This is a genomic window from Nonomuraea sp. NPDC005730 (assembly GCF_040630865.1).
Classification (GTDB): Bacteria; Actinomycetota; Actinomycetes; order Streptosporangiales; family Streptosporangiaceae; genus Nonomuraea.
In genome coordinates this window covers 1-17,558 of the sequence record NZ_JBEXYK010000046.1, presented here as the reverse complement: position 1 = coordinate 17,558, position 17,558 = coordinate 1, and the positions used below count along the sequence as shown (strand labels likewise).

The 17,558-nt window shown below is 72.2% G+C and carries 19 protein-coding genes and 1 pseudogene; 12 read left to right on the top strand and 8 right to left on the bottom strand.

Going from position 1 to position 17,558, the window contains the following annotated elements; translation table 11 throughout:
• Positions 1–21: 21 nt before the first annotated feature.
• Complete coding sequence (locus ABZ444_RS36155; protein ID WP_358007113.1) at positions 22–1,227, bottom strand: styrene monooxygenase/indole monooxygenase family protein; 1,206 nt, start codon at positions 1,225–1,227, stop codon at positions 22–24.
• Between the two features lie 55 nt (positions 1,228–1,282).
• Between ABZ444_RS36155 and hemW the strand changes: the two genes are divergently transcribed.
• Positions 1,283–2,500, top strand: a complete 1,218-nt coding sequence (gene hemW, locus ABZ444_RS36150) for a radical SAM family heme chaperone HemW (protein ID WP_358007110.1) — start codon at positions 1,283–1,285, stop codon at positions 2,498–2,500.
• Here hemW and ABZ444_RS36145 read toward each other — a convergent pair.
• Genes ABZ444_RS36145 through ABZ444_RS36135 form a run of 3 tightly spaced genes read right to left on the bottom strand, consistent with a single transcriptional unit; the run spans position 2,493 to position 4,758 of the window.
• A complete protein-coding gene (locus ABZ444_RS36145; protein WP_358007107.1) occupies positions 2,493–3,107 on the bottom strand; it encodes a DUF4870 domain-containing protein in 615 nt (204 codons plus the stop codon). The two genes, hemW and ABZ444_RS36145, sit on opposite strands and share 8 nt — an antisense overlap.
• Positions 3,104–3,913: a DUF3097 domain-containing protein gene (locus ABZ444_RS36140; RefSeq protein WP_357985309.1), complete on the bottom strand. Its 810-nt coding sequence runs from the start codon at positions 3,911–3,913 to the stop codon at positions 3,104–3,106. Before ABZ444_RS36140 ends, ABZ444_RS36145 begins: the two co-directional genes overlap by 4 nt.
• Before the next feature lie 17 nt (positions 3,914–3,930).
• Positions 3,931–4,758: a DUF456 domain-containing protein gene (locus ABZ444_RS36135; protein ID WP_358007102.1), complete on the bottom strand. Its 828-nt coding sequence runs from the start codon at positions 4,756–4,758 to the stop codon at positions 3,931–3,933.
• A gap of 156 nt (positions 4,759–4,914) precedes the next feature.
• Between ABZ444_RS36135 and hrcA the strand changes: the two genes are divergently transcribed.
• Genes hrcA through ABZ444_RS36120 form a run of 3 tightly spaced genes read left to right on the top strand, consistent with a single transcriptional unit; the run spans position 4,915 to position 7,817 of the window.
• Entirely contained in the window at positions 4,915–5,928 is a 1,014-nt protein-coding gene (gene hrcA, locus ABZ444_RS36130) for a heat-inducible transcriptional repressor HrcA (RefSeq protein WP_358007095.1), read from the top strand.
• A gap of 11 nt (positions 5,929–5,939) precedes the next feature.
• Positions 5,940–7,082 carry a molecular chaperone DnaJ gene (dnaJ, locus tag ABZ444_RS36125; protein WP_358007092.1) on the top strand — a complete coding sequence of 381 codons (1,143 nt, stop codon included), beginning with the start codon at positions 5,940–5,942 and terminating at the stop codon, positions 7,080–7,082.
• A 9-nt stretch (positions 7,083–7,091) separates the two neighbouring features.
• Positions 7,092–7,817: a 16S rRNA (uracil(1498)-N(3))-methyltransferase gene (locus ABZ444_RS36120; RefSeq protein ID WP_358007089.1), complete on the top strand. Its 726-nt coding sequence runs from the start codon at positions 7,092–7,094 to the stop codon at positions 7,815–7,817.
• An 18-nt stretch (positions 7,818–7,835) separates the two neighbouring features.
• Here the strand turns inward: ABZ444_RS36120 and ABZ444_RS36115 are convergent, their stop codons facing one another.
• Positions 7,836–8,462, bottom strand: coding sequence for a hypothetical protein (locus ABZ444_RS36115; RefSeq protein WP_358007086.1), 627 nt, complete (start codon positions 8,460–8,462; stop codon positions 7,836–7,838).
• Positions 8,459–8,971 (bottom strand): SigE family RNA polymerase sigma factor, encoded by a 513-nt coding sequence (locus ABZ444_RS36110; protein ID WP_049573205.1) that lies wholly within the window; start codon positions 8,969–8,971, stop codon positions 8,459–8,461. The genes ABZ444_RS36115 and ABZ444_RS36110 overlap by 4 nt, the downstream gene beginning before the upstream one ends.
• A 279-nt stretch (positions 8,972–9,250) precedes the next feature.
• On the opposite strand from ABZ444_RS36110, the gene ABZ444_RS36105 reads away from it, so the two are divergent.
• The 8 genes from ABZ444_RS36105 (at position 9,251) to era (ending at position 15,177) form a co-directional block, all read left to right on the top strand.
• Entirely contained in the window at positions 9,251–9,595 is a 345-nt protein-coding gene (locus ABZ444_RS36105; protein ID WP_357985324.1) for a histidine triad nucleotide-binding protein, read from the top strand.
• 90 nt (positions 9,596–9,685) lie between these two features.
• Entirely contained in the window at positions 9,686–10,723 is a 1,038-nt protein-coding gene (locus ABZ444_RS36100) for a PhoH family protein (protein ID WP_352352470.1), read from the top strand.
• Positions 10,720–11,196, top strand: a complete 477-nt coding sequence (gene ybeY, locus ABZ444_RS36095; protein WP_358007083.1) for an rRNA maturation RNase YbeY — start codon at positions 10,720–10,722, stop codon at positions 11,194–11,196. Before ABZ444_RS36100 ends, ybeY begins: the two co-directional genes overlap by 4 nt.
• Positions 11,193–12,488 carry a hemolysin family protein gene (locus ABZ444_RS36090; RefSeq protein ID WP_358007080.1) on the top strand — a complete coding sequence of 432 codons (1,296 nt, stop codon included), beginning with the start codon at positions 11,193–11,195 and terminating at the stop codon, positions 12,486–12,488. The genes ybeY and ABZ444_RS36090 overlap by 4 nt, the downstream gene beginning before the upstream one ends.
• Positions 12,489–12,796: 308 nt before the next feature.
• A complete protein-coding gene (locus tag ABZ444_RS36085) occupies positions 12,797–13,444 on the top strand; it encodes a hypothetical protein (protein ID WP_358007077.1) in 648 nt (215 codons plus the stop codon).
• Position 13,445: 1 nt separating this feature from the next.
• On the top strand, positions 13,446–13,772 hold the full coding sequence (locus tag ABZ444_RS36080) for a cytidine deaminase (protein WP_358007258.1): 327 nt from the start codon (positions 13,446–13,448) through the stop codon (positions 13,770–13,772).
• Positions 13,773–13,779: 7 nt separating this feature from the next.
• Entirely contained in the window at positions 13,780–14,250 is a 471-nt protein-coding gene (locus tag ABZ444_RS36075) for an NUDIX domain-containing protein (RefSeq protein WP_358007255.1), read from the top strand.
• Positions 14,251–14,259: 9 nt separating this feature from the next.
• Entirely contained in the window at positions 14,260–15,177 is a 918-nt protein-coding gene (gene era / locus ABZ444_RS36070; RefSeq protein ID WP_358007074.1) for a GTPase Era, read from the top strand.
• 31 nt (positions 15,178–15,208) lie between these two features.
• Here the strand turns inward: era and ABZ444_RS36065 are convergent, their stop codons facing one another.
• Positions 15,209–15,682, bottom strand: coding sequence for a hypothetical protein (locus ABZ444_RS36065; RefSeq protein WP_358007071.1), 474 nt, complete (start codon positions 15,680–15,682; stop codon positions 15,209–15,211).
• Between the two features lie 111 nt (positions 15,683–15,793).
• Positions 15,794–17,558: pseudogene (locus ABZ444_RS36060) on the bottom strand (SARP family transcriptional regulator); the annotation flags it as partial.

Genomic DNA, 17,558 nt, shown 5'->3' with positions numbered 1-17,558 from the left:
GTTGACGCGATCGTAGAACCGTCACCCCGTGCCGTCAACGACGCGCGCCACCTCCTCGGCGCTGGAGAACAGCCGCCACGCGCGCGCCGGGTCGCCGAACAGCGACAGCACCAGATCGGCCACCTCCTGCCTGGTCGCGGCGGCGGAGAGCAGGGTCAGGACGTGCTCCGCCGGAGGCCGCAGGAAGGCGTTCGTCCACGCGACGACCGGCTCGGCCGCCACCCACATGCGCCGGGCCGTCTCCCGCGCGAACGCCGCGTCGTACGGCCCGCCCGCCGCGATGGCGTCGGCCGCGATCCAGGCGCAGGCCGAGCCCAGGTTCGCGCCCTGCCCGGTGATCGGGTCGTTGGTGACCCAGGCGTCGCCGATCGCCAGCGCCACGCCGCCGCCGGGCAACTCGGCCACCGCCTCGCGGACGACCGGCGTGATCGCGCCCTGCAGCAGGTCCTCCGGCCCGAGCAGCTCGAACGCGGCCGGATCGAGCTGCTCGGCCAGTCGCGGCGCGTGCTCGGGCAGCAGGGCGAGCAGCGTCTTGCAGAACTCGTCGGCGGGCACCCGGGCCAGCACGTCGAGCGGCCCGCCGGGGATCGCCTCGACCAGGACGCCGCCCCGCACGCCCGACCGCGTCATCATCGCCATGCACAGGATCTCGCCGCAGTCGGGCGAGATGTTGAAGCCGAAGGCCGGCCCCGGATCGAACCCGTGGAACAGCCCGGCGGCCAGGATCCGCTGCGGCTCCTCGTACGGAGACCACGCCGGAACGCGCGGGAACAGCTCGCGCACCGAGCGCCGCCCGGTGGCCACCACCATCAGGTCGTGCCCGCGCGACCAGCGGGCGACCTGGCCCGCGTCCGGGGGGAGGGGATCGACGACCAGGTGGCCGCCCCTGCTCGTGTAGTCGTCCATGAGTGCCGGCAGCAGCGCCCGGAAGTCGACCCCGTGGAACGGCTCCGTCACGCGGCCGGTGAACTCCAGCGGCGGATCGCCCTTGATCGAGAGGCTGCCGCTGACCAGCAGGCAGCCCGGGTCGAGGAAGTGCAGGCTGCCCAGCTCCCGCTCGCGGTCCTGCGCGCGGCCCATCCTGCCGACCGTGTTCGGCAGCCGCCCGCGGCCCAGGTCGGCCGCGTCGCCCTCGCTGTAGAGCGTGGTCGCGACGCCGAGTTGCTGCAGTCGCAGGGCCAGCGTCAGCCCGGAGATCCCCGCGCCCACGATTCCGACGCCCGTCATGTGCCGCCTCCTTCGATGGCTCGGAGCACACCCGTGAGCAGGCACACTGGATGACGTGCCATCCACCCTGCCCGACGGCGATCCGGCGCCCGCCTCCGGCGAGCTGCCCGACAGCGCGCTGCGCGGGCTCGGCGAGCGCCCGTTCGGCTTCTACGTGCACGTGCCCTTCTGCGTCACCCGCTGCGGCTACTGCGATTTCAACACCTACACGGCCGCCGAGCTAGGGCCCGGTGCCTCCCATCGCGACTACGCCGACACGGTCGTGGCGGAGGTGCGCCTGGCCCGGCGCGTGCTCGGCGACGCCGACCTGCCCGTGGAGACGGTGTTCTTCGGCGGCGGCACGCCCACGCTGCTGCCTCCCGAGGACCTGGCGCGCGTCCTGGCCGCCATCGACGCCGAGTTCGGGCTGCGGCCGGGGGCGGAGGTCACCACCGAGGCCAACCCCGAGTCCGTCGACCCCGCCTACCTCGACAAACTCCGTCAGGGCGGCTTCAACCGGGTCAGCTTCGGCATGCAGAGCGCGCGTGAGCACGTGTTGCAGGTGCTCGACCGCAGGCACACTCCGGGCCGTCCGGCGCGGGCCGTCAAGGAGGCGCGGGCGGCCGGGTTCGAGCACGTCAACCTCGACCTGATCTACAGCACGCCGGGGGAGTCCGACGACGACTGGCGGGCCTCGCTGGCCGCCGCGATCGAGGCCGGGCCCGACCACGTGTCGGCGTACTCGCTGATCGTGGAGGAGGGCACCAGGCTCGCGGCCCGGATCCGGCGCGGCGAGCTGCCGATGCCCGACGACGACGTCGCCGCCGACCGCTACCTGATCGCCGAGAAGATGCTGACCGAGGCCGGTTTCGGCTGGTACGAGGTGTCCAACTGGGCGACCTCCGAGCAGGCCCGCTGCCGGCACAACCTGCTCTACTGGACCGGCGGCGACTGGTGGGCCGCCGGCCCCGGCGCCCACAGCCACGTCGGCGGCACCCGCTGGTGGAACGTCAAGCATCCGGCCGCCTACGCCCAGCGCCTGGCGGCGGGCGCCTCGCCCGCACACGCGCGCGAGGTGCTCACCGGCGACGACCGGGCCGCCGAGCGGCTGATGCTGGAGCTGCGGCTGGTCTCCGGCTACCCGCTCGCCGAGGTCGCCCCCGGCGCGCGCACGTCCGTGGCGAGCGCGCTGGCGCGCGGGCTGCTGGAGCCCGAGCCGTTCAGGGCGGGCCGGATGGTGCTCACCCTCAAGGGGCGGCTGCTGGCCGACGCCCTGATCACCGAGCTCATGTGATCAGGCGGATGGCGAACGGGTAGCGGTAGTTCTCGCCCCGGTTGGTGGCGATGGCCGCCTGCACGTGGAAGATCAGCGACACGATCCACACGATCGGGAACAGCAGCAGGCCGACCAGCACGATCGTCAGCACGCTCGCCACCAGGTAGCCGATGAACATCGTGATCTGGAAGTTCAGGGCCTCGGCGGCCTGGTCCCTGACGTAGGGGGACTCGTCCTTCTTCATCAGGTAGATGATCAGCGGGCCGATCCAGGAGACCAGCAGGCCCAGCAGGTGGGAGAGCATGGCCATCGTGGTGTCGTCGCTGCCGCGGCGCGGGCCGAACCTGCCGGGCACGTACGGCCCGGCGGGGTAGCCGTAGCCCGGCTGCTGCCCGTAGCCCGGGGCCTGGCCGTGGCCGGGGGGCTGGCCGTAGCCCGGCGGCGGGGGCACGTATCGGGGCGGCGAGGACATGGGGCCGGGCTGGCTCGGCGGCTGCCGTCCGTAGTCGGGCTGGGAGCCCGGCTGCTGGCCGTAGCCGAGCTGTGGGCCCGAGCCCTGGTCACGGGGTACGTCGGAAGGCGGGACGTCGGGGGTGGAGTCGTCGGGCGGCGGGTCCTGGCTCATGATGCCTCCGTAACGAAGTCGATCAGTTCCTCGACCCGGCCGAGCAGCTCCGGCTCCAGGTCGGTGTAGGACGAGACGGCGCCCAGAATGCGCCGCCAGGCGTCCGCTGGCTCCATGCGCCAGCCCAGTGCGGCGAGCACGCCCTCCTTCCACGGCACCCCGCGCGGCACGTCGGGCCAGCCCGGGATGCGCAGCACGGACGGTTTGACGGCCTGCCAGATGTCGATGTACGGATGACCCACGACGAGCACGTGCGGCGAGGTGATCCGGGCCGCGATCCGGCTCTCCTTCGACCCCGGCACCAGATGGTCGACCAGCACGCCCAGCCTGCGGCCCGGCTCGGGGGCGAACTCGGCCACGATGGCGGGCAGGTCGTCGACGCCCTCCAGGTACTCGACCACGACCCCCTCGACGCGCAGGTCGTGGCCCCAGATCTTCTCCACGAGCGCGGCGTCGTGCACGCCCTCGACGTAGATCCGGCTCTCCTTGGCGACCCGGGCCCGCAGCCCCTCCACGGCGATGGACCCGGACGCGCTGCGCCTGGGCCCCGCCGGGGCCGCGGCCGCCGGGCGCACCAGCGTCACGGCCCTGCCCTCCAGCAGGAACGCGGCCGGCGCCAGCGGGAACAGACGGCGTTTGCCGAACCGGTCCTCAAGGGTGACGGCCTCCTTGTCGCAGGCCACCACGGCGCCGCAGAAGCCGCTGTCGGCGTCCTCCACGACCAGGTCGAGTTCGGCGGGCACCTTCGGGATCTTGCCCTTGCCCGGCCGCCGCCAATTGCCCGCCAGCACATCACCCTCGTACACACGGGGACCGTAGCAAATCACCCGCTGACCGCAAGGCGCTTACGCGCGCCGCTGCGCCGTACGAGGATGACGACGGTGCCGATGATGCCGATGAGCAGGCCGGCGCCGGGGAACAGGAACAGCGCCGCGACCCCGCCGAACACGCCGCCCGCCGCGGAGAGCACGTCACGGCCCACGCCGAAGCGGGCCGACGACTCCTCCTGCGTGGCGCAGGTCAGCTGGTAGTCGCCCTTGGCGGGGGCGTTGACGGCGAGGATCTCCTGCCAGGTGGTCCCGCCGGCGCTGAGCGTCTGGGTGCCGGAGACCTTGACCAGCCTGGCCTGGGCCGGGCCGCCGGAGATCTCGCACTGGTAGTTGACCCGCGTGTCGGTGGCGATGTAGACGGCCGGGCGCTTGGCGGGGTCGATCGCGACCTTCACGCTTTCGCCCGCCGCGAACGTGGTCGTCGGGGCCATGTCCGTGACGCTGCTCAGCACGCCACCGGCGAACACGACCACGCCCACGACGCCCAGCACGACGGCGACGGCCCACACGAGGGCGATCCACCACAGGCGCGGCTTGATCGCCTTGCCGTCGATCCTGGCCGGGAACTGCGGCTGCTGACCGTACTGGTTGTGGGGGCCGTACTGGTCGGGCTGGCCGTACTGGCCGGGCTGGGCGTACTGGTTCTGCTGGCCGTACTGGGGCGGGGGGCCGTACTGGGCGGGTGGCTGTTGTTGCTGGTAGGGCGGCTGGCCGTGCTGCTGGGGCTGGTACGGCTGCTGACCGTACTGGTTCGGCTGACCGTAGTAGGGACCCTGCCCCTGGGGCGGTCCGTACTGCGGGGGCTGGGAATTGTCGGTCATGCGGCAAGTGTGAGGCCTGTCGCTTGTAAGTCGCTAGCAACAGGATGGGACCTGGTGTTATCGCACCTTGTGGGCGAGAGCCGTACACTTGGCACTCGGGAACACGGAGTGCTAGACCTGTCGTTTCCCTGTTAGGCAGAGGCAGGAGGTGAGCACGTGCTCGACGATCGGAAGCTTGCGGTGCTCCGCGCCATTGTCGAAGACTACGTGTCCACCAACGAACCGGTGGGCTCCAAGGCGCTCGCGGAGCGCCACAACCTCAAGGTCTCCCCGGCAACGGTCAGGAACGACATGGCCGCTCTGGAGGAGGAGGGCTACATCACCCAGCCGCACACCAGTGCGGGCCGCGTGCCGACGGACAAGGGCTACCGCCTGTTCGTCGACCGGCTCTCGCAGGTCAAGCCCCTGTCGGGGGCCGAGCGGCGGGCGATCGAGACCTTCCTCGCCGGCGCGGTCGACCTCGACGACGTGGTCTTCCGCACCGTGCGGCTGCTCGCGCAGCTCACCAGGCAGGTCGCGGTCGTGCAGTACCCGACGCTGACCCGTTCCACGGTCAGGCACGTCGAGCTGGTCCCGCTCCACGACCGGCGGGTCATGCTCGTGCTGATCACCAACACCGGGCGCGTCGAGCAGCGCGTGATCGAGCTGCCCGAGGTGGTGGAGGACGACCGCATCGCCCATCTGCGCGCGGTGCTCAACTCCTGCCTCGACGGCTGCGGGCTGGGCAACGTCCCCGAGCTGGTCGCCGACCTGCCCGAGCGGCTGCCCGCCGAGGACCGGCCCGCCGTGGCCACGATCCTGTCGGTGCTGCTCGAAACCCTCGTCGAACGCCATGACGAGAAGATCGTGTTCGCCGGCGCGGCCAATCTCGCGGGCGCCGACTTCGCCACCGGCCTGCGCGACGTGCTGGAGGCGCTGGAGGAGCAGGTCGTGCTCATGCGGTTGCTCGGCGAGACTTCCACAGACACCCCGTCCGCGCTCACCGTGCGCATCGGCTCGGAAAACCCCTACCTTCGCGGCACGTCCATCGTCGCAACCGGATACGGTTCTGGCGACAACCAACTGGCCCGGCTCGGCGTGCTGGGTCCCACGAGGATGGACTACCCCGTGACGATGGGCGCCGTACGCGCGGTGGCACGCTACGTCAGCCAGATCCTGGCTGCATCTTAAGAGGTCGATAAGTGGCAAACAGCGACTACTACGCCACCCTCGGGGTGCGCCGTGACGCCAGTCAGGACGAGGTCAAGAAGGCCTACCGCCGCCTCGCCCGCGAGCTGCACCCCGACGTGAACCCCGATCCTGAGACCCAGGAGCGGTTCAAGGAGATCACGCAGGCCTACGAGGTGCTGTCCGACCCGAACAAGCGCCAGATGTACGACCTGGGCGGCGACCCCTTCGGTGGCGGCGCGGGTGCGGGCGCGGGCGCCGGCGGCTTCGGCGCGGGTTTCCCCTTCAGCGACATCATGGACGCCTTCTTCGGCACCGCGGGCGGCACCCGCGGGCCGCGCTCGCGCGCCAGGAGGGGCCGCAACGCCACCATCAGGGTCGAGCTCGACCTGCGCGAGACGGCGTTCGGCACCACCCGCGAGCTGGTCGTGGACACCGCCGTGCTGTGCGAGGTGTGCCACGGCGCCGGCGCGGCCCCCGGCACCCACCCCGACGCCTGCGACATGTGCAACGGGCGCGGCGAGATCTCCCAGGTCACCCGCTCGTTCCTGGGCCAGGTCATGACCTCGCGGCCGTGCCCCCAGTGCGGCGGCTTCGGCAGCATCATCCGCCACCCCTGCCAGGAGTGCTCGGGCGACGGCCGGGTGCGCACCCGCCGTACGATCAAGGTCCGCATCCCCGCGGGCGTCGAGGACGGCACCCACATCCAGCTCGCCGGCGAGGGCGAGGTCGGCCCCGGCGGCGGCCCGCCCGGAGACCTCTTCCTGGAGATCGTCGAGCGCGCGCACGAGATCTTCGAGCGGCGCGGCGACGACCTCCACTGCACGGTCCAGATCCCGATGACGGCCGCCGCGCTCGGCACGATCCTCGCCGTCGAGACGCTCGACGGCTCCGAGGAGCTCGACGTGCGCCCCGGCACCCAGTCCGGCCAGGTCATCACCATGTACGGGCGCGGCGTGCAGCGGCTCAACGAGTCCGGCAGGGGCGACCTGCTCATCCACGTCAACGTCGAGACCCCGACCAAGCTCGACCAGACGCAGGAGGACCTGCTGCGCGAGCTGTCCAGGCTGCGCGGCGAGGAGCGGCCGCCGGGCAAGTTCGCCCCGGGGCAGCAGGGTTTTTTTTCCCGCCTGCGTGACGCCTTCAACGGCAGGTGACGATCACCCGTGACCGTCCCCGTGTTCCTCGCCGAGGACCTCGACGGCGCCGAGCTGACGCTCGACGGCCCTGAGGGGCGGCACGCGGCCTCCGTGCGGCGCCTGCGCGCCGGCGAGCGGGTCGACCTGACCAACGGCGCGGGCGACGTCGCCGAGTGCGTGGTGCGCGAGGTGTTCAAGGACCGCCTCGTGCTCGACGTGCTCGCCCGCTACACCGTCGAGCCGCCCGCGCGGCGGCTGGTGGTCGTCCAGGGGCTGCCCAAGGGCGACAGGGGCGAGCTGGCCGTCGAGATGATGACCGAGGTGGGGGTCGACGTGATCGTGCCCTGGGCCGCCTCGCGCAGCATCACGCAGTGGAAGGGCGACAAGATCGCCAAGGCGCTGGGCCGGTGGCGTTCCACGGCCCGCGAGGCCGGCAAGCAGGCGCGCCGGTTCCACCTGCCCGAGGTGGCCGAGCTCGCCTCCACCGCCCAGGTCGAGGGGCTGCTGGCCGACGCGGCGCTGGGGCTCGTGCTGCACGAGGAGGCCGCCGAGCCGCTGTCGAAGGTGGCGCTGCCGCCCGGCGGCGACATCGTCGTCGTCGTGGGGCCCGAGGGCGGCGTCTCGGAGGAGGAGCTGCGCAGGTTCGCCGCGGCCGAGGCGGTGCCCGTGCTGCTCGGGCCCACCGTGCTGCGCACCTCCACGGCGGGGGTGGCGGCGGCGGCCGTGCTGCTCGCGCGTACCGGGCGCTGGTAGGCCCGGCTCAGGGCGCTCTCACGGTGTCGTGTGCGGCACGTCCACCAGCGGGCTGCTCAGGTCGCTCGGGCCGGTGGGCGTGTCGTCCGGCGGGCACTCGTCGGAGGGGCACGAGGTCGGCGTGTCGGTCGTCTCCGGCGGGGTCGGCGTGGGGGTCGGGGTGATCTCGGGGCACTCCTGGTCGCCGGCGGGCTCACCGCTCGGGCAGGGCGTCGAGGACGGCGTCGGCGACGGCGTGGGCTGCCTGGTCGACCTGGCCGCCTCCGAGGGCCGGTGGGTCTCGCTGTGGCTCGGCGGCACGACCACCGCGGGCGGCGGCTCGGCGCTGTGACTGTCGGGCCTGGGCGGCGTGGACAGCCTGGTCGAGGAGTTGCCGGGGGTGGTGGTCGAGTTGTCCACCACCTTGACGGGCGTCTCGAAGATCTGGGAGCGCAGCCCGGGAACGACCATCACGATCGTCCCCGCCACCAGCACGGCGCTGACCGCCGCCGCGCCCGCACGCCACCAGAACAGGTTACGGAGGCCGCGCCGCTCGATGCGGGCGCGGATGATCTGCAGACCTTCCGGCGAGGGCACGACCGCGTCCGCCTCCGCGCGGAGCGCACGGCGCAGGACGTCGCCGTACTCGTCGGGGGGCTGGGTCATGACATCTTCTCCAGGACGGACCGCAACGCGGCCATTCCACGGGCGGTGTGGCTCTTGACCGCGCCCTTGCTGATGCCCATGGCGTGGGCGATCTCAGCTTCGGACAGATCTCCGTAATAACGCAGAACCAGTGCTTCTCTCTGTCGGGTCGGCAGGGCGCGTAACGCCTCGATGACGGCGGAGCGTTCCAGCTCGCCGATCGCGCCGTTCTCGGCGCTCGGGGCGTCCGGCAGGCCCTTGGGTGCGTACTTCTCGACGACCGCGCGGTGACGCAGCACGGAACGGGACCGGTTGACGACAGACTGACGCAGGTAAGCGAGTGCCTTGTCGGGATCGCGCAGTCTGCGCCAGGCGCCGTGAATGGCGACGAACGCGTCCTGCACGACTTCCTCGGCGGTTGCCATGTCACGCACCAGCAACACCGCGAGACGCACCAATGACCGGAAGTGCGCGCTGTAGAGCGCGGTCACGGCCATGTCGGCATCCCACCCGACCGGCACCGCCCCCATCGACCTGTCGGCCAGAAGGGTTTCGGTGGTCACATCAGTGGGACGCGCGGCCTTCCCAGAGGGTTTACTCTCTTCCGGTTCTGAAGGTTTCCCCGGTTCCTTAGGGTGCATTACCCAGTCGTGTTCCTCGCCAGGTGGCGCTCGCCCGACCCTGAATCATCTTTTTTGCTCTGAAGTGTCGCACACTAACCCTAACCGCGCGGATCTTCGGGCGCACGACACCACGGATTACCGATTCGCAACGGACAGCCGAACGGTCGCTCTCGATAGGGTACTGCCGTGAGCGACTGCCTCTTCTGCAAAATCGTGGCCAAGGAAATTCCGGCCGACGTCGTCTACGAGAACGCCAGGGCGCTGGCGTTCCGCGACATCAATCCGCAGGCCCCGACCCACGTGCTGGTCATCCCGCGCGCGCACTACCCCGACGCGGCGTCCCTGGCGGCCGCCGACGACGGGCTCGCCGACGACGTGCTCAAGGCCGCGCACGCCGTCGCCGTCCAGGACGGCGTGGCCGAGGGGGGCTACCGGGTCGTCTTCAACACCGGCCCCGGCGCCGGCCAGACCGTCTTCCACGTGCACGCCCATGTTCTCGGAGGGCGTGACCTCACGTGGCCGCCCGGCTGATATTGACGCGAGCAATCAGCCTGGTGCCGGATACGATGGGCGGAGAAGAACACCGAACAGACCGGGAGGCATCAGGCCGCTGGCCTGCCCATGTCCGAACTACATGAATCCCGACGCACGGCACCTCCCTCGCGCACTCAAGCCAAGGTGCTGATTCCGGACGAATACCCGATGGTCAGCCTCCTCGGCTCCCGTGACGAGCTGCTTCGCGTCATCGAGGGCGCCTTCAGGGCCGACATCCACGTGCGGGGCAACGAGATCACCGTCACCGGCAGCCCCGACGAGAGCGGCGCGGTCGTGCGCCTGTTCGAGGAGCTGGTCGAGGTGCTGCGCAGCGGGGGCGAGCTCACGCCCGACGCGGTCGAGCGGAGCATCGCCATGCTGCGCATGACCTCCGACCGTCCGGCCGAGGTGCTCTCGCTCGACATCCTGTCCTCCCGCGGCCGCACGATCAGGCCGAAGACCGTCAACCAGAAGCGGTACGTCGACGCGATCGACCAGCACACGATCGTGTTCGGCATCGGGCCCGCGGGCACCGGCAAGACGTACCTGGCGATGGCCAAGGCCGTGCGCGCGCTGCAGGAGAAGCGGGTCAACCGCATCATCCTGACCAGGCCGGCGGTCGAGGCGGGCGAGCGGCTCGGCTTCCTGCCCGGCACCCTCTACGAGAAGATCGACCCCTACCTGCGGCCGCTCTACGACGCGCTGCACGACATGGTCGACCCCGACTCGATCCCCAAGCTGATGGCCGCGGGCACGATCGAGGTCGCGCCGCTGGCGTACATGCGCGGCCGTACCCTCAACGACGCCTTCATCATCCTCGACGAGGCCCAGAACTCCTCGGCCGAGCAGATGAAGATGTTCCTGACCCGGCTGGGGTTCAACTCCAAGATCGTGGTCACCGGCGACGTGACCCAGGTCGACCTGCCCTCGGGCACGGTGAGCGGGCTGCGGGTCGTCCAGGACATCCTGGAGGGCATCCCCGACATCCACTTCGCCCGCCTGTCCAGCGCCGACGTCGTGCGCCACAAGCTGGTGAGCGACATCGTCGACGCCTACGGGCGCTACGACGCCACCCAGGCCGCCCAGGAGCCCAAGGCCATCCACCGGGGGAAACGACGCCCGTGAGCATCGAGATCAACAACGAGTCCGGCGTCGGCGTCGACGAGGAGAACCTCGTCGCGCTGGCCACCCACGTGCTCGGCGAGATGGGCATCAACCCGCTCGCCGAGCTGTCCATCGTGGTGGTCGACGAAGACGCCATGTCCGAGCTGCACGAGAAGTGGATGGGCGAGCCCGGCCCGACCGACGTGCTGGCCTTCCCGATGGACGAGCTGCGTCCCGGCGGCGGCGCGCGCGGCGACGGGGAGAGCCCGGCCGACCCGGCGCTGCTCGGCGACGTGGTGCTCTGCCCGCAGGTCGCGGCCAGGCAGGCCAAGGAGGCCGGGCACAGCGCCCAGGCCGAGCTGGAGCTGCTGTGCACCCACGGCATCCTGCACCTGCTCGGCTACGACCACGCCGAGCCCGAGGAGCACAAGGAGATGTTCGGGCTGCAGGCCCGGCTGCTCGAGTCCTGGCAGGAGGTGCGCGACTCGCGGTGAACGCCTGGTTGCTGTGGGCCATCGCCCTTGTGATCATCGGTGGCCTGATCGCCAGTGCGGAAACGGCACTGACGCGCATCTCCAGGGTGCGCGCGGAGGAGTTCGTGCGCGAGGGCCGGCGCGGGGCCGAACGGCTCCAGGCCATCGTCACCGACCCGCCCCGCTACCTCAACCTGCTCCTGCTGCTGCGCCTGAGCTGCGAGCTGGTCGCCACGGTCATCGCCACGTTGCTGTTCATCGATCTCATGCACGACCAGGGCTGGGCCTACGTGGCCGCCGCGGCCGTCATGATCGTGGTCAGCTACGTCGTCGTCGGGGTCATGCCGCGTACGCTGGGGCGCCAGCACGCCGAGCCGGTCGCGCTGGCCGGGGCGCCCGTCGTCTACGGCCTGACCCGCATCTTCGGCCCGCTGCCCAAGCTGCTCATCCTGCTCGGCAACGCCCTGACCCCCGGCAAGGGCTTCCGCGACGGCCCGTTCACCTCCGAGGCCGAGCTGCGCGACCTGGTCGACCTGGCCGAGGAGCGCCGGGTGATCGAGCCGGACGAGCGCGAGATGATCCACTCGGTCTTCGAGCTGGGCGACACGCTGGTCCGCGAGGTCATGGTGCCCCGCACCGACATGGTCTACATCGAGCGCGGCAAGACGATCAGCCAGGCGCTGTCGCTCGCGCTGCGCAGCGGCTTCTCCCGCATCCCGGTCGTGGGCGAGAACGAGGACGACGTCATCGGCATCGCCTACCTCAAGGACATCGCCCGCAAGATCCACGAGTCGGGCGAGGGCGGCGGCAAGGAGACGGTCGAGTCGATCATGCGGCGGGCCGCGTACGTGCCGGAGAGCAAGCCCATCGACCAGCTCATGCGCGAGATGCAGGCCCGGCAGATCCACATGGCGATCGTCATCGACGAGTACGGCGGCACCGCCGGCCTGGTCACCATCGAGGACGTCCTGGAGGAGATCGTCGGCGAGATCACCGACGAGTACGACCAGGAGGCCCCGCGCGTGGAGACCATGTCCGAGGGCGCGCTGCGGGTGACCGCCCGCATGCCGGTCGACGAGCTGGGCGAGCTGTTCGACACCGAGATCGAGGTCGACGACGTCGAGACCGTCGGCGGCCTGCTGGCCCACGCGCTCGGCCGGGTGCCGATCGCCGGGTCGCAGGCGGAGGTGGCGGGGCTGGAGCTGACGGCCGAGAGCCTGGCCGGGCGGCGCAATCGCATCAGCACGGTCGTCGTCCGCCGGGTAGCGCCGTCCGAGGAGGACGACGCCCAGGCCGCCGCCGAGCGCGACTGACCCACTTTGCGGGGAGATGTCGCAAGCGTTCTACAAGTCGTCTGCAAGTGGGGTCCGGCAGTCTCATACCTGACACCCGGTGCGGTGGGTGTCACGAGGAAGCGTCCGAACGCCGGGTGGGGTTCGCGGCCGGAGGGCGCTCCTGGGGGGACGACGACGTTCCGGCCAGCTAGCCGGCCAGGATGTCGATCGGCGTAAAGGGTGTTCTCGTCTGGAAACCGGGCGAGGGCACCCTTTTTGCGTTTGGTGGAGACTCTGCGGAGATTGCCGCATTCGTCGCCGGGGGAGGCTGCGGTCCAGGGGGAATCATGAAAGCGCGGATCATCGTGTACGGGCTGCTGGCCGCGACCCTGGCGGGCTGCGCGGGCGGCGGCAGCGGCGCGGGCGTGGCGGCCGTCGTCGACGCCCAGGCCATGGCCCAGCTCCGTGAGGTGCTCAACCGGCGGCCGAGCCTGCCGGACGGCTTCGCGCAACGGCCTGAGCAGGCCTGGCGGGTGCCGTTCGGCCGGGTGGACCAGGCGTGCAGGTCCGCGCTCGACGTGGCGGCCGGGCACGCGCCCCAGGAGGGGCTCACCGGCCAGGCGGCGGTCAGCTACCAGGGGGACGGCCTGGGGGAGCGGGCGGCCGTCGGCCTGGCCCGGTACGCAGGCGACGAGGCCGAGGCGCGGTTCGACGACCTGAGCGAGGCCCTGGAGTCGTGCCGGGAGATCCGCACGGCGGGCGGCACCGCCCTGCGGGCCCGCAGGCTGGACGTCGGCGACGCCGTCCGTTCCGGGGACGAGGCCGCCGCGGCGCGGTTGCGCGGACGGCTGAACGGCTACCCGTACGCCCTCGACGTCGTGCTGTCGCGGGACGGCGACACGCTGGTCTCCGTCGTGCACGCGGGCATGAGCGACGTGAACCGGGACCGGACGAGGAAGCTGGTCGCCGCCCTGCTGTCGATGTCCACCGCCTAACCTGGTTCCCGTGACTCTCGATCCTGAAGACAGCAAGATCATCACTCTGGCGCGGGCGGTCAGGGCGCGCAACGAGGCCGCCGAGGGCGCCGCCGTGCGCGACGAGACCGGGCGCACGTACTCGGCGACCGGCGTCGCGTTGTCGTCGCTGACGCTGTCGGCGGTGCAGGTCGCGGTGGCCATGGCGGTCTCCGGCGGCGCGCGTTCGCTGGAGGCGGTCGCGCTGGTGACGGCGGGCGAGCCGGCCCCGGCGGACGAGGCGGTGGCGGCCGAGCTGGGCGTCAAGGCCCTGCTCGTGGCCGGTCCCGACGGCATGCTGAGGTCCTGACGTGGGCATGTCGCCGTTCCTGGCCCGGTTGCGCGCCAAGATCGGCAACGACCTGCTCATGCTGCCGTCGGTCAACGGCTGCGTCTTCGACCGCGCCGGGCGGGTGCTGATGGCCCGGCACGGCGACGACGGCCTGTGGGCCACGCCCGGCGGCGGCGTCGACCCCGGCGAGCGGCCCGAGGAGGCGGTGGTCAGGGAGCTGCGCGAAGAGCTGGCCATCGAGGTCGAGGTACGCGGGCTGGTCGGCGTCTACGGCGGCCCCGAGTACCGCACGGTCTACCCCAACGGCCACGAGGTGGCGTACGTCATCGCCATGTACGCCTGCACCCTCGCCTCCGGCACGCCGACCCCCGACGGCGAGGAGATCAACGGCTACCGGTGGGTGACCGAGCACGAGGCCGGCGGCCTGACGACGCCGGCCTGGACACCCCTGGCGCTGCCCGACGCGTTCGCCTGGTGGCGTGAACATGGCAGCTGATAAGCGACAATGCACAATGTGACTTCGCCAGACAATCACCGCGCCGGATTCGCCTGCTTCGTGGGAAGGCCGAACGTCGGCAAGTCCACGTTGATGAACGCCCTGGTCGGCGCCAAGGTGGCGATCACCTCGTCCAAGCCGCAGACGACCAGGCGGGTCATCAGGGGCATCGTGCACCGCCCCGACGCCCAGATCGTCATCGTGGACACGCCGGGCCTGCACCGGCCACGCACCCTCCTCGGCGAGCGGCTGGACAGCCTGGTGCTGTCCACGCTCACCGAGGTCGACGTGATCGGCTTCTGCGTGCCGGCCAACGAGCCGATCGGCAAGGGCGACCGCTTCATCGCCGACAAGCTCGCGGCGGTGAAGAAGACGCCCGTGGTCGCCGTGGTGACCAAGTGCGACCTGGCGAGCCGGGAGCAGGTCGCCCAGCAGCTGCTCGCGGTGTCGCAGGTGGCCGAGTTCGCGGCGGTCGTGCCGGTGTCGGCGCGGTCGGGCGAGCAGCTCGACGTGCTGGGCGACGTGCTGATCGAGCACCTGCCCGAGTCGCCGCCGCTGTACGAGGGCGGGCAGCTCACCGACGAGCCCGAGCAGGTGCTGGTGGGGGAGCTGATCAGGGAGGCGGCCCTGGAGGGCGTGCGCGACGAGCTGCCGCACTCGATCGCCGTGGTCGTCGACGAGATGCTGCCCCGCGAGGGCCGCGACGACCTGCTCGACGTCTACGCCCACATGTTCGTCGAGCGGCCCTCCCAGAAGGCCATCGTCATCGGGCACAAGGGCGAGCGGCTGCGCGAGGTGGGCACCAAGGCCCGCCAGCAGATCGAGGCGCTGCTCGGCACGCGGGTCTACCTCGACCTGCGGATCAGCGTGGCCAAGGACTGGCAGCGCGACCCCAAGCAGCTGCGCCGTCTCGGCTTCTTCGACTGATCCCCGCCGGTGACCCGGCCGGGCCGGACGGTCAGCGCGCGCGGCGTACCAGGGCCAGCACGGACAGCACGACGATCGCGACCGAGCAGGCCAGCGCGGCGAACCAGCCGAACCTGATGACCGGCTCGACCGACAGCAGCCGGCCCAGGTCGATGGAGAGCCGGTCGCCGACGCGCTGCGGGTCGGCGACGAACAGCACCAGCAGCAGCGTGGCCACCGCGCCCGGCACCACCGCCAGCGCCGCCACGCGCGGCCGGCCGCCCAGCAGGCCCGTGACGCCGAGCGCCAGCGCGGCCAGCCCGGCGAGCAGCGTGTAGAGGCCCGTGCTGACGTCGACGCCGCGCACGTCGTCGGAGACGCCGCCGCCGAGCAGGTCGCTGCGGGCCTCGATGCCGGCCCAGGGCATGATCACGGTGAGCACGAGGAGGGCGGCCGCGACGGCGACGGCCAGTGCGGCGCCGCGGCGCGCGGACGCCGTCCGGGCGGGCTTGAGGTCATCGGCCACACGATCACTGTAAGCCGGGCCCTCGGCCCTCACCACCCGACGCGACGGACTCGTCACCAAGCCGGACACCCGCCGCGGCGGGCGTTGGGGTGCAGAAGGCGGAGCGGCGGGTCAGCGGGTGGCCAGGAAGGCGCGGGCGTTGGCCGCGGCCCGGCGGTCGCCGGTCTCGTCGAAGACCTCCAGGGCGGCCGTGGCCAGCTCCCTGGCGCGCTCGGCGGCCCCCTCCGCCCGGTTCACCCGGGCCAGGGCCAGCAGCGCGTACGCGTCCAGCAGGCGGTCGCCGAGCCGTACGGCGATGCCCCTGGCACGTTCGGCGGCCGACCTCGCGTCGGGCTTGGCGCCCTGCGCCAGCCGTACGGCGGCCAGGTCGAGCAGGGTGTCGGCCTGCCGGTGGCGGTCGCCCAGCTCCGTCAGGTGCCCGACGGCTGCCAGGAGGTGCACGGCGGCCTCCTCCAGCCGGCCGGCGCGGCGCAGCACCGCGCCGAGCACGCGTTCGGCGTCGGCGGCGTCCCGCTGATGGTCGGCCGCCTCCAGGCAGGCCAGCAGCGCCCGCTCGGCCTCCTCCAGCCGGTCGCGTTCCAGGTGCACGCGGCCCAGGCGGCGCCGGGTGTGGTTGACCTCGCGGGCCCGGCCCTGGCGCTGGAACATGTCGAGCGCCACCCGCAGCCGCTCGTGGGCCGCCTCCCAGTCGCGCTCGGCGAGGTGCAGGTCACCCTGGTCGAGCAGGACGAGCGCCTCGCCCAGGTCGTCGCCGGCCCGCCGGGCGGACTCCAGCGCCCGCCCCGAGACCGCCCGCCAGTCGTCGAGGAACCGATGGCGCTCCAGGTACGGCCCCAGCAGGTGCGCCAGGCGCCAGCACGGCTCGTCCAGGCCGGCGGCGTGCAGGTCGGCCACCAGGCTCACCAGGAACGGCCGCTCGGCGTCCAGCCACTCGACCGACTCCCTGATGTCCCTGGTCACCACGGCCGTGCCCGGGTCGCCCGACACCAGCGAGAACCGCGACGCCTGCACCCGCGACAGCACGAGCTCGGCCACCTCGCCCAGCACGCCAGGCACCGGCTGCTCGCGCGCGAACAGCCGGGTCAGGTCGTGCATCCGGTAGCGGACCTGGCCGGCCGCGTCCACGCCGTGCGTCTCCAGCAGGCCCGCGTCCACCAGGGCCTCGGCGCCGCCGCCGAGCCGGTCGGTGAGCCAGTCGGCGAAGTCGGGGGCCGACAGGGCGCCCAGGCCGCGCAGCGTGCGCCTGGCGGGCTCGGGCAGCCCCTCGTAGCCGATCGCGAACACGCTGCGGACGGCCTGGTCGCCCGCGTGCAGGCCGTCGAGGCGCTTGTGCTCGTCCTGCAGCAGGCCGACCAGGTAGTCCACCGTCCAGTTGGGCCTGGCCGCCAGCCTGGACGCGGCGATGCGCAGCGCGATCGGCAGGCTGCCGCAGAAGCGGGCCAGCCGGTGCAGCGCCTCGTCCGCGGGCCGCCCGGAGCCGGCCACGAGCAGGGCCAGGGCGTCCTCCCGGCCGAGCACGCCGACCGACAGCCGGGTCGCGCCGGTCAGGCCGCCGAGGGACGAGCGGCTGGTCACGACCGTCGGGCAGGACGTCAGCAGCGGGCGCACCTGGGCCTCGCCGGTGGCGTTGTCCAGCAGGACCAGCAGGCGGCGGTTGGCCGTGTAGGTGCGGAACAGGCGCTCGCGCTGCTCCAGCCCGGCCGGGATGGCCTGGGCCGGGCAGCCGAGCCAGCGCAGGAAGTCCTCCAGGACGGCCGAGGGGGCCGTGGTCTCGCGCAGGTCGGCGTACAGGATGCCGTCGGGGAAGGACTCGCGGGCCCGCCAGGCGGCGTGCGCGGGGCCGGGCGCCGTGGGCGCCGCCGCCGGGCCCGCGGCC